This is a genomic window from Aquamicrobium zhengzhouense (assembly GCF_016124105.1).
Taxonomy (GTDB): Bacteria; Pseudomonadota; Alphaproteobacteria; order Rhizobiales; family Rhizobiaceae; genus Aerobium; species Aerobium zhengzhouense.
The window spans coordinates 1-15,095 of sequence record NZ_JADGMQ010000012.1; the positions used below are offsets into that span (position 1 = coordinate 1).

Genomic DNA, 15,095 nt, shown 5'->3' on the forward strand with positions numbered 1-15,095 from the left:
TGGCGAACGAGCGCAAGGTTTCGGTCTCCACGCATCGTCAGGCATTGGCGGCCTTGCTGTTCTTCTACGGCAAGGTGCTGTGCACGGATCTGCCCTGGCTTCAGGAGATCGGAAGACCTCGGCCGTCGCGGCGCTTGCCGGTGGTGCTGACCCCGGATGAAGTGGTTCGCATCCTCGGTTTTCTGGAAGGCGAGCATCGTTTGTTCGCCCAGCTTCTGTATGGAACGGGCATGCGGATCAGTGAGGGTTTGCAACTGCGGGTCAAGGATCTGGATTTCGATCACGGCACGATCATCGTGCGGGAGGGCAAGGGCTCCAAGGATCGGGCCTTGATGTTACCCGAGAGCTTGGCACCCAGCCTGCGCGAGCAGCTGTCGCGTGCACGGGCATGGTGGCTGAAGGACCAGGCCGAGGGCCGCAGCGGCGTTGCGCTTCCCGACGCCCTTGAGCGGAAGTATCCGCGCGCCGGGCATTCCTGGCCGTGGTTCTGGGTTTTTGCGCAGCACACGCATTCGACCGATCCACGGAGCGGTGTCGTGCGTCGCCATCACATGTATGACCAGACCTTTCAGCGCGCCTTCAAACGTGCCGTAGAACAAGCAGGCATCACGAAGCCCGCCACACCGCACACCCTCCGCCACTCGTTCGCGACGGCCTTGCTCCGCAGCGGTTACGACATTCGAACCGTGCAGGATCTGCTCGGCCATTCCGACGTCTCTACGACGATGATTTACACGCATGTGCTGAAAGTTGGCGGTGCCGGAGTGCGCTCACCGCTTGATGCGCTGCCGCCCCTCACTAGTGAGAGGTAGGGCAGCGCAAGTCAATCCTGGCGGATTCACTACCCCTGCGCGAAGGCCATCGGTGCCGCATCGAACGGCCGGTTGCGGAAAGTCCTCCCTGCGTCCGCTGATGGCCGGCAGCAGCCCGTCGTTGCCTGATGGATCCAACCCCTCCGCTGCTATAGTGCAGTCGGCTTCTGACGTTCAGTGCAGCCGTCTTCTGAAAACGACAAGTCGAAATATGGAGTGTGCTCAATAGCTCATTTAAGCTGTAAAAATGAGCTAGGCGCATTTAGATCGATATGTGATAAATTGGCCTGCCAGTTTAAGATGGGTGCATTTGAGTATGCCCAAAGGAGCCCGCAAGTATGCGCAGGACGAAGCCAGTAGCCGCGCCGATGGTGGCGCGGGTCTATCTGCGCGTCAGCACCGACGCGCAGGACTTGGAACGCCAAGAGGCGATCACTACGGCCGCGAAGGCCGCCGGCTACTACGTCGCCGGCATCTACCGTGAGAAGGCATCCGGCGCACGCGCCGACCGGCCTGAGCTGCTGCGCATGATCGGCGACCTACAGCCCGGCGAGGTGGTCATTGCCGAGAAGATCGACCGCATCAGCCGCCTACCTTTGCCCGAGGCCGAGCGCCTGGTGGCCTCGATACAGGCCAAAGGCGCACGCCTGGCCGTCCCTGGCGTGGTCGATCTATCCGACCTGGCGGCCGAGGCCCAGGGCGTCGCCAAGATCGTGCTGGAAGCCGTGCAGATCATGCTTTTTCGCCTGGCCTTGCAGATGGCCCGCGACGACTACGAGGACAGGCGCGAACGCCAGCGCCAAGGCATTGAGTTGGCCCGCCAGGCCGGGCGGTACAAGGGCCGCCGTGCTGATCCGAAGCGCCGCGCCCAAGTTGTCGCGCTGCGCAAGTCCGGCTACAGCATCAACAAGACCGCCGAGCTGGCCGGGTACAGTGCGGCCCAGGTGAAACGGATATGGGCCGAGGTCAGCCAGGCCGAAGCGAAGCAGCACGGCGCGTTCGTGGAGGACGCATTGACGGAAGCCGATGCCCTGGCCGCTGTCGGCCAGGATGAGCGCCAGGAGGAAAGGGCATGAAGAAGCCGAACCAAGACGACGAGCCGTTTTTCATCACCGAGGAGATTGCGGCCGAAATGATCGCCGGCGGCTATGAGTTCGAGCTGCCGCCCATTCCTTGCACCATCCGCCTACGCGACGTGCTGGAGCGCATGACCGATGCTGAGCTAGCATTGCAGCCGGGCGAGATCGCCGACCAGGAGCGTGAACGCTGCCGGCGCAAGCCGTGTTCAACCTCATGATCTGGTCATGGTATTTTTCATGGCACTGAGCCTGATAGTTCTTGCAAATTGTTGTCACTAAAGGGTTTTGTGTGCTTGTTTACAATCGAGTGGGAATAAGCATTTTGAAAAAGCCGGCAGCGGAAATTGCCGGCTTTTTTGTTAGCCAAACCTCCAGCGATATTCCTGTTTGAGCCAGGTGAGGAGGTGGGAGACGGCGGGGCGCATGCCTTTTCTGCCGAGGTGGATGGCGTGGAGCCGGCCTCTCGGTACTTTGAGGTCGAGCTTGAGTTCGACGAGCGTGCCTGCGGCGAGTTCGTTTTTGACCATGATGCGCGGCAGGAGGGCAACGCCGAGGCCGGCGATGGCGGCATCTTTCAAGAGCGCCATGTCTTCGACGGTGAGGCGCGGTTTTAAAACGATGCGCTGCAGGTTTCCGTCGCCATTTTCCAGTCGCCACATCGCGGGTTCGCCCGCCGCAGCCCATGCGAGGACGGGTACGTTTTCGATGAGGCTGGCGACTGTTGTTCCGGCCTCTTTTCTCCATGAGGGCGCAACGGCAAGCACATGCTCGACCTCGACGAAGGGCACAATGACCTGATCCAGCGGGGCGGATGAGGATTCGCGGGCGCGAATCGCGAAGTCAAAACCTTCACGCAAGAGGTCGACCCGGCGGTTTGTTGCTTCGATCTGGATCGAGACGCGCGGGTGATCGGCAAGGTAGCGCTGAACCATTTTGCCAAGGCCCAGTTGCAACAGCGATTGCGGCGCGGCGAAGCGCACGGTGCCGACGGGTTCGCCAAGCACATCACTGCCGCAAGCGAAGGCGTCGTCTGCAAGATCAACCGCCGGCTTGGCGCGTGTGAAAAATGCATCGCCCGCGCCGGTGAGGCGAAAGGTTCGGCTGCTTCGCTCGATCAGGCGAAGGCCCATCGCCTCTTCCAGCGCTGCGATGCGGCGGCTGAGTGTAGCGCGTGGCACGCCGGTCTGCCGGCTCGCCTTGGCAAAGCCGCCGGCTTCGGCCACTTGCACAAACAGGCGCATATCGTTGAGGTCGTGGCTCATCGTTCCAGAAATGAGATGCTGCGCTCCATGTGGCGATCTTCAGGTATCATTTATGGACACTACGTCTCGTGCAACAGCAATTCTGCATGAGGAGAGTGACCATGAATAACAGACCAGTCCTCACCACCTTCAAGAAACCCGGCCTGCACTGGGTCGGCGACGGGTTCCTGACCCAAACGATGCTGCCCTACCAGCAGCATGCGCATGACACGAGCCCGTTCCTGATCGCTGGCTACAACCCCGAAATGTGGTTTGAGGCGACCAACAAGCCGAAGGGTGTCGGCATGCATCCGCATCGCGGCTTTGAGACGGTAACGATCGTCTATCAGGGCGGCGTCGAGCACGGCGACACGATGGGCAATCGCGGCGCGATTGGTCCCGGCGACGTGCAGTGGATGACGGCAGCGCGCGGCGTCCAGCATGAAGAGTTCCACTCGGACCTCGTCAATGCCCATGGCGGCGCGCTCGAAATGCTTCAGCTTTGGGTGAACCTGCCGGCTGCGCGAAAGATGGACGACCCGCACTACCAGACGATCCTCGCCGACACGATCCCGGAGGTTGAGATCGGCAAGGGCGGCAAGCTGCGGGTGATCGCCGGGGCTTACGACGGTGTCGAAGGTCCGACTGAAACGGCAACGCCGCTCAATGTCTGGGATGCTTATTTGCCGCAAGGCTGCCAGCATGTCGTGGATGTGCCGGAAGGCGAAACCGTCTCGCTCTTGCTTTTGACCGGGAAGCTGACGCTGAACCGCGAACAGGAGCTGGAAGGGCCGGAAACGGTGCTGTTCACCACGGATGCAGGCCTCATCAACCTCGAGGCTTCGGCGGACGCGCATTATCTCGTCCTCACCGGCGAGCCCATCCGCGAACCGCTCGCCATGGGTGGACCCTTCGTGATGAACACCGAGGCCGAGTTGCATCAGGCCTATGCCGACTTTCGCGCTGGTAGGTTCTAAGCGAAAAAAGAATGCCGCTCCCGTCATCGGGGGCGGCATTTTCTGTGTGCGGTGGCATGACCGCGATTGAGAGGTTAAGACCGGGGGGACAGGACGACGAGGAGTTTTGCGATGAGCGTCACCATCTACGGCATCAAAAACTGCGACACGATGAAGAAGGCCTTCACCTGGTTGCAGGACAACGGCGTCGACTACGCCTTCCATGACTACAAGTCGAAGGGCGTTGAACGCGCACAGCTGGAGCGTTGGAGCAACGCTGCAGGCTGGGAGAAGGTCCTCAACAAGGCTGGAACGACCTTCAGGAAGCTGCCCGACGACAAGAAGGCTGATCTGACTGAGGAGAAGGCAATCGAGCTGATGCTCGAGCAGCCATCGATGATCAAGCGCCCGATTCTGGATGCTGACGGCAAGATCGAGATTGGCTTCAAGCCAGAACTCTACGCCACCGTCTTCGAACGCTGAGTGCGAATAGGGTTGGGCCAGCGTAGATATTTCTCTTGCCGGAAGCACGATCTGGCCCGACCTTCCGGCGCATGAGCCATACCGCCCGTCCACCATTGACCTATGCCATCGCAGGGATGATCGCCATGGCGGTTGCCATGGGGATCGGGCGTTTCGTCTATACGCCGATCCTGCCGGGCATGATGGATGCGCTTGGCATCAGCGCGTCGGATGCCGGGCTCATCGCCTCGGCGAATTATATCGGCTATCTGCTCGGCGCCGTCCTTGCTGGCGAAATTGGGGGCAGGGGCGTGAATATCTGGCAGTGATGGGCGCGCTTCTCGCCACCGCCGTCCTCTCCGCCATCATGGCGTTTTCGGATAATCTGATCTTCTTCCTTGTCGTGCGTTTTTTCGCGGGAATAGCCAGCGCGTTTGTGCTGGTCTTCATGGCAACGATCGTCTTTGAAAGGCTCGCACAAGCGGGAAGGTCACAACTTCACGCCGTTCACTTCGGCGGTGTCGGAGTTGGGATCGCAGCGTCATCGCTTCTGATCGGAGCTTTGACCCTGCTCGAATCATCCTGGCGTGCCGGATGGCTCTGGTCAGGCGGATTGTCCGCTGTGGGGCTGCTGGCGGTGTTGCTACTTGTGGATCGAGGCCCAACGCAGATGCGGCGTCCCGTCGCGGAAGGAATGCTTCCCCGCGCACCGGCAATGGCGCGCATCATCCTCGCCTATGGCCTCTTTGGGTTTGGCTACATCGTCACGGCCACTTTCCTCGTTGCGATAGTGCGCCAGGGCGAGGCGGGGCCGCTGTTCGAGGCGGTCGTCTGGTTGGTAACGGGCCTAGCCGGAATTCCGTTAGTCTGGCTGTGGAACAAGGCGGCGCAGCGATGGGGCCGTACCAACGCGTTCGCTGCAGCTTGCATGGTGGAAGCTATAGGGGTGCTGGCAAGCGTCACACTCGGCAGCCATGTAGGTCCGTTGATTGGCGGCGTTCTTCTGGGAGGCACTTTCATCGCGGTGACGGCGGTCGGGCTACAGATCGCGCGGGACATCGCTGTTGAAGCGCCGCGTAGAGCCTTGTCACTGATGACAGCGGCCTTTGGCCTTGGCCAGATCATCGGACCCGTCGTTGCGGGCCTTATCGCGGACAGGACAGGAACGTTCACCGCTCCATCGATCATGGCGGCTGTCGCTCTTATTTTGAGTGCGTTCATTGCCCGCAAGCGCGGCTGAATCAGGCCTTTTTGCCAACAGGCCTTCCATGCGACCAATTTTCAGCTAAAACGCATGCGAATAGCTGTCGGGAACATTATTTCCGACACAACAATCTCCAACGCCGCCGGTGAGCAATGTCCGACGACAGTTTTTTCCGTGAAGTAAGCAGCGAACTTCGCCAGGACAAGGCGAAGGATCTGTGGAAGCGCTTTGGCCCGATCATGATCGGTGGCGCAGCCGCTATTGTGATTGCCACTGCTGCCTATGTTGCCTGGGATCACTGGTCCACCAACCGCGCCAACGTTTCGGGCGACATTTATCTACAGGCACTTTCGCAGGCGCGCGAAGGGCAGACTGAGGAAGCTAAGGCCTCCCTCGCACAGCTCGAGGCCGATGGTTACGGTGCATATCCGGTGCTGGCCCGTATGCGCGCTGCAACGCTTCTTGCGCAGTCCGGAGACTATGCAGGCGCTATTGCCGGCTTCGATTCGGTGGCAGCAGATACGTCTGTTCCTCTGTCCATTCGCGAGATGGCTCGCTTGCGTGCCGCGCTCGTTCTTGTCGATCACGGCTCGTATGCGGACGTTGCCCAGCGGGTCGAGACGTTGACCTCTGATACCAACACGCTGCGCCATTCTGCACGCGAAGCGCTTGCCTTGTCCGCCTGGGGCGAGGGCAGGTTCGCCGACGCAGCGACTCTTTTCACCCAAATTACCGAAGACGAAGCAACGCCGCTGAACCTGCGTCGTCGCGCTGAACTGATGTCCGAACTGATCCGCGGTTCGGGATCGGCGTCCTGACCGCCCCGGAGGGGCCTCACATGAGCTTCACGGTTGCAATTATCGGCCGACCCAACGTCGGCAAGTCTACCCTTTTCAATCGCCTCGTCGGGCGCAAGCTTGCGCTCGTCGATGACACGCCGGGCGTTACACGCGACCGACGCGTGCATCCGGCTCGTCTTTACGATCTCGAATTTGATGTGATCGACACGGCTGGTTTTGAAGATGCCGATGCGGCCTCGCTGGCGGGTCGCATGCGCGCGCAGACCGAAACGGCGATGGACGAAGCGGACCTGATCCTGTTCGTCGTAGACGCGCGGGCAGGTGTCGTTCCGGACGACCGCACCTTCTCGGACATTGCCCGCCGCACATCCAAGCCGATTGTTCTTGTTGCCAACAAAGCTGAGTCGCGCAGCTCTCAGGGCGGAATGCTGGAGGCCTGGGAACTCGGTCTCGGCGAGCCTATTCCGATCTCTGCGGAGCACGGAGAAGGCATGGTCGACCTGCGTGAGGCCATTGTCGAGGCGTTGGGCGCGGAACGTGTCTTCGCTGCCGAAGAAGAAGATGAAGCAGTCAGCCTAGCTGTGGCGGAACCACTGGTCGGTGAGGACATCGCCGATCCGGACAGCGAAGTCATTCCGGAATATGACGCCACGAAGCCGCTGCGCATCGCGATGGTCGGGCGGCCCAACGCTGGCAAGTCTACGCTTATCAATGCCTTCCTGGGCGAAGAGCGTCTGCTGACGGGACCGGAAGCCGGTATCACGCGCGACTCAATCTCGGTGGATTGGGACTGGCGTGGCCGTCGAATAAAGTTGTTCGATACGGCAGGCATGCGTCGCAAGTCGCGGGTTCAGGAAAAGCTCGAAAAGCTTTCGGTTGCTGACGGACTGCGCGCGATTCGCTTTGCTGAGGTCGTTGTCATCGTTCTTGATGCGACGATCCCGTTCGAAAAGCAGGATTTGCAGATCGCTGACCTGATCATTCGTGAAGGACGCGCGCCGGTCATCGCCTTCAACAAGTGGGACCTGATCGACAACCGGCAGGAACTGCTTGCGGAACTGCGCGAAAAGACTCAGCGCCTGTTGCCGCAGGTCCGCGGTATTCAGGCGGTGACGATTTCAGCCGAGACGGGCAAAGGTCTCGACAAGCTGATGGAGGCGATCGAGAAGACGCACCGTGTCTGGAACCGTCGCGTCTCCACGGGCAAGCTCAACCGCTGGCTCGAGGGGGTTCTCACGCACCATCCGCCTCCGGCTGTTGCTGGCCGGCGCCTGAAGATCAAATACATCACCCAGGTAAAGACGCGCCCTCCGGGGTTCGTCCTGTCATGCTCGCGTCCGGATGCTATGCCGCAATCATACATCCGCTACCTGACCAACGGGTTGCGTGACACATTCGAGATGCCGGGTGTGCCGATCCGCATGGCACTTCGAGCGCCAGACAACCCGTTCGCGGGACGAGCCAAGAAGCGCTGATCGCGCCAGCTGAGATAATATTGACCAAAGGCCCGGCTTTGATCGGGCCTTTCGTTTTTCGTGCTTCTTCAATGGAACGCGCCCAAGAGGATCACGACGGCTGACCCCAAGTAACCATGCCAATCCGTGCAATAGCTTCGCCCATTAACCAACCATCAAGGTTAATGCGGCACTTATTTTTCACGAGTTGCTGTTGCGTATTTGGAGAGTGTCGGTGTTGCGTAGACAGGCTAGGCGCGGACGTCCGCGTACCGAAACGCGAGCCTTTGCCACCCCGCTATTGGTGGGCCTCGGGATCTGGATCGCGTCACCTACCAATCTTTCCTATCAGGATATGGCGAGTTATGTCGCTGGGCTCGAAAATGCGGGCGCGCGCTGGAATGGTTATGTCGAAGCGGCAGCTGCCGGGTCGGTTCACGCCGCCGAAATGCAATTTGTAGATTCCACAGTCACCGCGTCGATATCTGGTGCGGGCCTGAAGGCCCCGGGCGTCGGCACGGTTGCATTTCGCGCCAAGAATGTTGTCAGCGACATTCCGGACGAAGATCGTGTCACACGGAATGACAAACGTGGACGAGTGGTGCATGTCGCGCCGGTCGCTCCGCCAAAACCTTTCAGTGCCGGTTCCATCTTCGAGCGAACCAGCTCGCTCCTGAAGCCGACGCAGGAGCCACAGCTGGCAATGACATTTGTCGTTCCCGAGATTGCAGGTAAGGAAATCCAGATCGCGGCTGCTTTCCACGTTCGTGAAGACGAGACAGCAGCCCCCGGCGTTCCGTCCTTCCTTGCCGACCTCGTCAACAATGACAGGCCGGACATCCTGGCGACCGCTTATGCGCCAAGTGGACCCAACTATGCGAATGCATCGCCGTTCGCGAGCCTGCTCAAGGAAGAGGAAGATCCCTACGCGGGGCGCTATGTGCCGCCGGTAAGGGAGGGCGACCACGACTGGATGAAACATCCGCTGCCGGCGACTGTGTTCTCCGACAGCGAGCAAAAATGCCTTGCCGAAGGCATCTACTTCGAGTCGCGTGGTGAGGATGCGATCGGGCAGGCCGCAGTAGGTCAGGTGATTCTCAATCGCGTGCGAAATCCTGCCTATCCAGCGACGATCTGCGGAGTGGTTTACCAGAATAAAGACTGGCGCAACCGCTGCCAGTTCTCCTTCGCGTGCGAGGGGCGGAAGCTGAAGATCAACGATCGCCGCCATTATAAGATGGCACAGGAAGTCGCGATGGCTGTCACTGCTGGAAAGATCTTCCTGCCGGAGGTCGGCTCTGCGACCCATTATCACGCCACCTATGTCAAACCGGGCTGGGCAGGCACGATGGAAAAGATGAAGAAGATCGGCCTGCACATCTTCTATCGCACCTATGGCGGCGGCTGGAGCTGACGTTCTGGCGAGGATTCTGGTGATTCCGAGCCATTCCCAGCCTTGACGCATTGTCGCAGATGCCTAATCGGCTGATTTTATTAGGTGAATATGTGGCATGTATGGACCTGACCCCGGCTTGACTGGGGTGTAGGCCCTAACTATGTTGCGCGCGACTTTAAAAGCGGAGAGACGGAGACGATCTGTCCGGGCAGGAGGTTGCGATGGCCGGTTTCGACAGGCCTGAAGACAAGGGCAAAGCCCATCCTGACACGGCGGGAAATCCGGCTGTTCGTGATGAGGACCTCGAGCGTCGTGGTCGCGATCTGGAAGCTGCGCTCGCAGCACGCCGTGCGGCTGACGAAGCAAAGGTAAAGGTATCGGCAGGTTCCCGCGATATGGTGGGTTTCGGCCAGGCAATGAAGCTATCCAGCGAATTTATCGCGGGGGTGGTAGTCGGAGCCGGGATAGGTTGGCTGATCGATCAGATCGCGGGGACATCGCCGTGGGGTTTGATCGTATTCCTACTGCTCGGTTTCTGTGCAGGTGTGCTGAACGTACTTCGCGCGGCTGGCAAGATTGCAGAGCCGAAGCAGGGTGTGCTAGGCCGCAAGGAAAATGAATAGCGCCGCTGGCGCATGACGTAATCGAGGGGCTCGACATTGGCCAACGATCCGATCCACCAGTTTCACATCTCGAAATTGATTCCGATTGAGGTTGGCGGGATCGATCTCTCGTTCACCAACTCGTCGCTCTTCATGGTTGCCACCGTGGCATCCGCTGCAGCGTTCCTCTATTTCACGACCACCAGCCGCAGCCTGGTTCCGGGCCGCGCGCAGTCAATGGCTGAGATGTCCTACGAATTCGTCGCAAATATGTTGCGCGATTCAGCCGGGACCGCCGGAATGCGCTTCTTCCCGCTGGTGTTCTCCCTGTTCATGTTTGTCTTGTTCGCAAACATGCTGGGAATGTTCCCTTACTTCTTCACGGTCACCAGCCAGATCATCGTCACCTTCTCGCTTGCGCTGGTGGTGATCGGGACTGTCGTTCTCTATGGCTTCTATAAGCATGGCCTCAAATTCCTCGGTCTTTTCGTGCCGAGTGGGGTGCCGGGCGCACTTGTGCCGCTGGTTGTTGCGATCGAAGTCATCTCGTTCCTGTCGCGTCCGGTGAGCCTCTCGGTTCGTCTGTTCGCCAGTATGCTCGCCGGCCACATCACGCTGAAGGTCTTCGCAGGCTTCATCGTGTCGCTGGGCGCACTTGGACCTCTGGGTATTGCTACCGCTGTGCTGCCGCTCCTGATGACGGTTGCGCTTACGGGTCTGGAGTTCCTCATCTCGTTCATTCAGGCATATGTGTTTGCAATCCTCACCTGCATGTACCTGAACGACGCGGTTCACCCGAACCACTGATCATACCTTTCACCGGCGGCCCCGCCGCCCGCAGAAACCGCAATCTGGAAATCAACAGGAGTTTGACATGGAAGCGGAAGCAGCACGTTACATCGGCGCAGGTCTTGCTTGCTTTGGCATGGCTGGTACGGCACTCGGCCTCGGCAACATCTTCGGTAGCTACCTCTCGGGCGCTCTGCGCAACCCGGCAGCTGCTGACGGCCAGTTCGGCCGCCTGATTTTCGGCTTCGCGGTGACTGAAGCTCTCGGCATCTTCTCGCTGCTGATTGCTCTGCTCCTGCTCTTCGCCGTCTAAGACAAGAAGCCGAAACGGTCGGCTACGTAATACTGCGTGGCCGACTAAATTCTGACAGGGGAAGCCCATGTTTGTGGCGCCTGCATTTGCGCAGGAATCGGGTAGCGACAACCAGCTGCAGACCGAGCTGGCAGTCGAGACTCACGAGGAAGGTGTATTTCCTCCGTTTGATTCCACACACTTCGCCTCACAGATCGTGTGGCTGGCGATCACGTTTGGTCTGTTCTACCTCTTCCTGAAGAAGGTAGTGGTTCCGCGTATCGGCGGGATCATCGAAAACCGTAATGGCCAGATTGCGCAGGATCTTGAACAAGCTTCGCGCATGAAAGCTGAAGCGGATGCTGCCGTTGCTGCTTACGAGCAGGAACTTGCCGATGCCAAGGCCAAGGCGAACGCGATTGGCCAGCAGGCCCGCGACGCCGCCAAGGCGGACGCCGAAGTCGAGCGCAAGAAGGTCGAGGCGGAGCTTGAAGCGAAGCTTGCTGGCGCTGAAGCTCGTATTGCTCTGATCAAGGATGAAGCCATGCGCGACGTCGGTCAGATCGCCGAGGGCGCAGCGTCTGCGATCGTTCAGCAGCTGGTTGGTGCGGAAGCAGATCAATCTGCCGTCGCTGCCGCCGTCAAGGCTGTGAGGAGCTAAGATCATGGACGCAACATTCTGGGCTACAGTTGGTCTCGTCCTGTTCCTTGCGCTTGTGATCTTCGCGGGCCTGCCCGCGATGGTCAACAAGGCACTCGACAGCCGTGCGGAGAAGATCCGCAATGAGCTGGAAGAGGCACGCAAGCTCCGTGAAGAAGCCACGAAGCTGCTGGCTCACTACCAGCAGAAGCGTAAGGAAGCCGAGCAGGAAGCTGCTGAGATCGTTTCCGCGGCCAAGCACGAGGCCGAGTCCCTGGTTACAGAAGCCAAGGCTCGCACCGAGGAGTACGTGACGCGACGTACCGCACTTGCCGAGCAAAAGATCGCTCAGGCTGAGCGCGATGCTGTCGCCGAAGTTCGCACCAGCGCAGTTGAGATTGCGGTTGCTGCGGCTGGGAAGCTCCTTGCTGACACCGTCGATAGCAAGGCTGACGACGCCCTGTTCAAGGCAGCCTTGTCTGACGTCAAGGCGCGCTTGAACTGATCATCGATCCAAGACATGAAGAAGGCCGCCTCTGAGCGGCCTTCAGACTGCTGACAGACCCCTGGCGTAAGCTAGGGGTTTTTGATTCACTGGGGCATGTTGAAGTAACCCAGCCCTGAACAGACCGCGCTCGAGATGGTGACGCTCGATGGTCTGGTTCCGAAGGATCACCTGCTTCGCAAGATCGATGCGGTGATCGATTTTTCCTTCATTCACGATCGGGTCGAGGGGCTCTATTGCGCCGACAATGGCCGGCCAGCGCTTGACCCAACCTTGATGTTCAAGGCGCTGTTCATCGGCTACCTGCTTGGCATCCGCTCCGAGCGCCAGTTGATGCGCGAGATCGAGGTCAATGTCGCCTATCGCTGGTTTTTGCGCATGAAGCTGACAGATCGGGTGTTTGACGCCTCGACCCTGTCGCAGGTGCGCGAGGGCAAGCCAAAGGGCTTTTTCTACCTCGATCACCGCACGGTTGATGGCCGCCATGCGCAAGGAAACGGTCGAGCGCTCCTTTGCCGATGCCAAACAGTTTCACGGACACCGCCATGCCCGGTTCCGAAGTCTGACCCGCGTCGCATGCCAGTGCCTGCTGGCAGCCGCCGCCCAAAACATCAAAAAGATCGCCCTGGCGCTCACCAAAGCACCAAAACCCGGCCTCGCCTGAGGCCCAACCCCTCTGCCGACCAAAAGTAGCGAGACATTCCCGTCAAACATATCAGCCCAAAAACAAAACCCCGCCGAAAAGGACGGGGTTTGTCAGTGGTCTGAGGCCGCCATGGGCGGCCTTTTTTGTTGCTCTGCGTTTCGGGAAAACAGACGGTGCGCGGTCGGAAGTTGACACGTGATAATTTGAGCGGATTTGGTCCGGCTCAGGTCCCGGTGGGCTCGAGTTCACGCAGCCGGAACGGCGCAAACGACAGGCGGTGGAGCCGTACCATCGGGCCGGAACTGTCGATTGCCGCGCGATGGCGCGCGGTTGCATAGCCCATGTGAACTTCAAATCCATAGCGCGGGTCGTGATCGCCAACCCGACACATCATGCGGTCGCGGATGACCTTGGCGACAATCGATGCTGCGGCGATCGATTGGGAACGCTGGTCACCCTTGACGACCGCACGGCCAAGGCAGGGGAGGGCTGGCGGCACATCGCGTCCATCCGCCAGCACCATCTTGGGTGGGGTACACAGGTTCGCGACGGACCTCCGCATTGCTTCCAGGCTTGCCTTGCGGATATCGCCGCAGTCGATTGAGTGCGCACACACGGATGAGAAGGAGACGGACACGGCGCGCGCAAGGATCTCGTCAAACACGGCGTTGCGTGCTGCGCTGTCCATCCGCTTCGAATCATCCAGCCCGTCCGGAATGTTGTCGGGATCGAGAATAACCGCGGCGGCGACTACCGGGCCTGCAAGCGGCCCTCGCCCGGCTTCGTCGGTTCCAGCGACAGGCCATAGCCCCTCGCGACGAGCGGAGTTCTCAAGGGAAAAATCCGGCCTCACAGGCAGGTCGAAAAGGGTCGGAGAATCGGAAGCTGATCGTGACATTGTGCGGCAATGTCTTGCATCCGCTCCGATTCTCCGCAAGTCCTTCCGTTTTCCAGGGGTGGGAGCGGAAGGTTATCCGCTGGAACGAGGACGGCGCGGCGGCCACCAGCGGAAATCAGGACGCTACGGCGATCAAAAGCGTCGAATCAAAACAGCATGAGTTGCTCGCCGGGACCGCTCGGAGCCTTGAAAAGATCGGTACGCAGGCGGAGGCGCTCGGAATTGAGACCCAGCCGCTTGGCTGCGATTTCAAAACGACGGCCAATTTGCCAGGCATATGGCCCCGCACCCTTCATGCGCTTGCCCCACTCGGCATCGTAGTCCTTGCCGTCGCGCATCGAACGCACCAGCGACATGACGTGGCGATAGCGATCCGGATAGTTGCGCAGCAGCCAGTCCTTGAAAACCGGTGCCACCTCAAGTGGGAGGCGCAAGATGATGTAACCAGCTTCGCGGGCACCTGCCTGGTGGGCTGATTCGAGGATCCTCTCGATCTCCTGATCATTGAGCGCGGGGATCACCGGCCCGATCATCACCGACACCGGAATGCCTGCCTCATGAAGCGTTCGTATCGCCTCCAGGCGCTTGGGGGGCGTTGATGCGCGCGGCTCCATGACACGCGCCAGCTTGCGGTCAACGCTGGTGACGGACAGGGCCACCTTTGCGAGGCCCTTTTCGGCCATGCGGGAGAGGATATCGATGTCGCGGGTAACGAGCGCAGATTTGGTGACGATGCCGACGGGATGATTGTGCGCTTCGAGGACCTCCAGGACCTCGCGCATGATGCGCCACTGGCGCTCTATCGGCTGGTAGGGATCCGTGTTGGTGCCAATCGCGATGGTCTTCGGCTCATAGCCTTTTTTGGACAATTCGCGTTCCAGCAGGCGCGCGGCATCCGGCTTGGCAAAAAGCTTTGATTCGAAATCGAGACCGGGTGACATGCCCATATAGGCGTGGGTCGGACGCGCGAAGCAGTAGACACAGCCATGTTCGCAGCCGCGATATGGATTGATCGAGCGATCGAAGGAAATGTCCAGCGAATCGTTGCGGGTAATGATGGTGCGCGGGCGTTCAACCTGTACCGTCGTCTTGAAAGGCGGCAGGTCTTCCAAAGTGTTCCAGCCATCGTCGAATACGTGCCGGGTGACGGGCTCATAGCGGCCTGAAGGGTTCACCCCGGCTGCACGGCCGCGCCTGCGTTCGAAGCCGACACGAAGGCCACTGTCGTCGATCACGGAGTTGGCCGCAGCGGCGCCGCCCTGTGAGAAGGCGGCTGCATCTGCCTGTCGGATTGGTTCCATGAGAGGCTCCCGTGTCGC

At 60.0% G+C, this 15,095-nt stretch carries 19 protein-coding genes and 1 pseudogene; 17 read left to right on the forward strand and 3 right to left on the reverse strand.

Annotated features, from left to right (window positions below):
* The 3 genes from intI1 to IOD40_RS14815 form a co-directional block, all read left to right on the forward strand.
* On the forward strand, positions 1-812 hold an 812-nt coding region (gene intI1 / locus IOD40_RS14805; RefSeq protein ID WP_040221566.1), incomplete at its 5' end, for a class 1 integron integrase IntI1.
* Between the two features lie 338 nt (positions 813-1,150).
* Complete coding sequence (locus IOD40_RS14810) at positions 1,151-1,888, forward strand: recombinase family protein (RefSeq protein ID WP_001366550.1); 738 nt, start codon at positions 1,151-1,153, stop codon at positions 1,886-1,888.
* Positions 1,885-2,109 carry a hypothetical protein gene (locus IOD40_RS14815; protein WP_000743213.1) on the forward strand — a complete coding sequence of 75 codons (225 nt, stop codon included), beginning with the start codon at positions 1,885-1,887 and terminating at the stop codon, positions 2,107-2,109. The genes IOD40_RS14810 and IOD40_RS14815 overlap by 4 nt, the downstream gene beginning before the upstream one ends.
* A 141-nt stretch (positions 2,110-2,250) precedes the next feature.
* Here the strand turns inward: IOD40_RS14815 and IOD40_RS14820 are convergent, their stop codons facing one another.
* Positions 2,251-3,153, reverse strand: a complete 903-nt coding sequence (locus IOD40_RS14820; protein ID WP_198477476.1) for a LysR substrate-binding domain-containing protein — start codon at positions 3,151-3,153, stop codon at positions 2,251-2,253.
* 101 nt (positions 3,154-3,254) lie between these two features.
* On the opposite strand from IOD40_RS14820, the gene IOD40_RS14825 reads away from it, so the two are divergent.
* From IOD40_RS14825 to IOD40_RS20365, 14 genes and pseudogenes are all read left to right on the forward strand, one after another.
* Complete coding sequence (locus IOD40_RS14825) at positions 3,255-4,109, forward strand: pirin family protein (protein WP_198477477.1); 855 nt, start codon at positions 3,255-3,257, stop codon at positions 4,107-4,109.
* 111 nt (positions 4,110-4,220) lie between these two features.
* On the forward strand, positions 4,221-4,571 hold the full coding sequence (locus IOD40_RS14830) for an ArsC family reductase (RefSeq protein WP_198477478.1): 351 nt from the start codon (positions 4,221-4,223) through the stop codon (positions 4,569-4,571).
* A gap of 71 nt (positions 4,572-4,642) precedes the next feature.
* The gene (locus IOD40_RS20325; RefSeq protein WP_325099746.1) at positions 4,643-4,879 is read left to right on the forward strand and encodes a YbfB/YjiJ family MFS transporter; all 237 of its coding nucleotides are present in this window, start codon (positions 4,643-4,645) and stop codon (positions 4,877-4,879) included.
* Positions 4,879-5,790, forward strand: a complete 912-nt coding sequence (locus tag IOD40_RS14835; RefSeq protein WP_325099747.1) for a YbfB/YjiJ family MFS transporter — start codon at positions 4,879-4,881, stop codon at positions 5,788-5,790. The genes IOD40_RS20325 and IOD40_RS14835 overlap by 1 nt, the downstream gene beginning before the upstream one ends.
* A 116-nt stretch (positions 5,791-5,906) precedes the next feature.
* Positions 5,907-6,572, forward strand: a complete 666-nt coding sequence (locus tag IOD40_RS14840) for a tetratricopeptide repeat protein (RefSeq protein WP_198477479.1) — start codon at positions 5,907-5,909, stop codon at positions 6,570-6,572.
* A gap of 20 nt (positions 6,573-6,592) precedes the next feature.
* The gene (gene der, locus IOD40_RS14845; protein WP_198477480.1) at positions 6,593-8,029 is read left to right on the forward strand and encodes a ribosome biogenesis GTPase Der; all 1,437 of its coding nucleotides are present in this window, start codon (positions 6,593-6,595) and stop codon (positions 8,027-8,029) included.
* Between the two features lie 214 nt (positions 8,030-8,243).
* Positions 8,244-9,422, forward strand: a complete 1,179-nt coding sequence (locus tag IOD40_RS14850) for a cell wall hydrolase (RefSeq protein ID WP_325099748.1) — start codon at positions 8,244-8,246, stop codon at positions 9,420-9,422.
* Between the two features lie 203 nt (positions 9,423-9,625).
* Positions 9,626-10,027, forward strand: coding sequence for an AtpZ/AtpI family protein (locus IOD40_RS14855; RefSeq protein WP_198477481.1), 402 nt, complete (start codon positions 9,626-9,628; stop codon positions 10,025-10,027).
* Positions 10,028-10,063: 36 nt separating this feature from the next.
* The gene (locus tag IOD40_RS14860) at positions 10,064-10,813 is read left to right on the forward strand and encodes a F0F1 ATP synthase subunit A (RefSeq protein WP_198477482.1); all 750 of its coding nucleotides are present in this window, start codon (positions 10,064-10,066) and stop codon (positions 10,811-10,813) included.
* 67 nt (positions 10,814-10,880) lie between these two features.
* On the forward strand, positions 10,881-11,108 hold the full coding sequence (locus tag IOD40_RS14865) for a F0F1 ATP synthase subunit C (RefSeq protein ID WP_198477483.1): 228 nt from the start codon (positions 10,881-10,883) through the stop codon (positions 11,106-11,108).
* Between the two features lie 67 nt (positions 11,109-11,175).
* Positions 11,176-11,748: a F0F1 ATP synthase subunit B gene (locus IOD40_RS14870; RefSeq protein WP_198477484.1), complete on the forward strand. Its 573-nt coding sequence runs from the start codon at positions 11,176-11,178 to the stop codon at positions 11,746-11,748.
* A 4-nt stretch (positions 11,749-11,752) separates the two neighbouring features.
* Complete coding sequence (locus tag IOD40_RS14875) at positions 11,753-12,232, forward strand: F0F1 ATP synthase subunit B (protein WP_198477485.1); 480 nt, start codon at positions 11,753-11,755, stop codon at positions 12,230-12,232.
* A 135-nt stretch (positions 12,233-12,367) separates the two neighbouring features.
* Positions 12,368-12,661: pseudogene (locus IOD40_RS20360) on the forward strand (transposase); the annotation flags it as partial.
* A 46-nt stretch (positions 12,662-12,707) separates the two neighbouring features.
* Positions 12,708-12,896, forward strand: coding sequence for a transposase (locus IOD40_RS20365; protein ID WP_407649209.1), 189 nt, complete (start codon positions 12,708-12,710; stop codon positions 12,894-12,896).
* A 205-nt stretch (positions 12,897-13,101) separates the two neighbouring features.
* Here IOD40_RS20365 and IOD40_RS14885 read toward each other — a convergent pair whose 3' ends face one another.
* Positions 13,102-13,776, reverse strand: a complete 675-nt coding sequence (locus IOD40_RS14885; protein ID WP_198477486.1) for a ribonuclease HII — start codon at positions 13,774-13,776, stop codon at positions 13,102-13,104.
* A 146-nt stretch (positions 13,777-13,922) separates the two neighbouring features.
* Positions 13,923-15,077 (reverse strand): PA0069 family radical SAM protein, encoded by a 1,155-nt coding sequence (locus IOD40_RS14890; protein WP_198477487.1) that lies wholly within the window; start codon positions 15,075-15,077, stop codon positions 13,923-13,925.
* Positions 15,078-15,095: the final 18 nt, after the last annotated feature.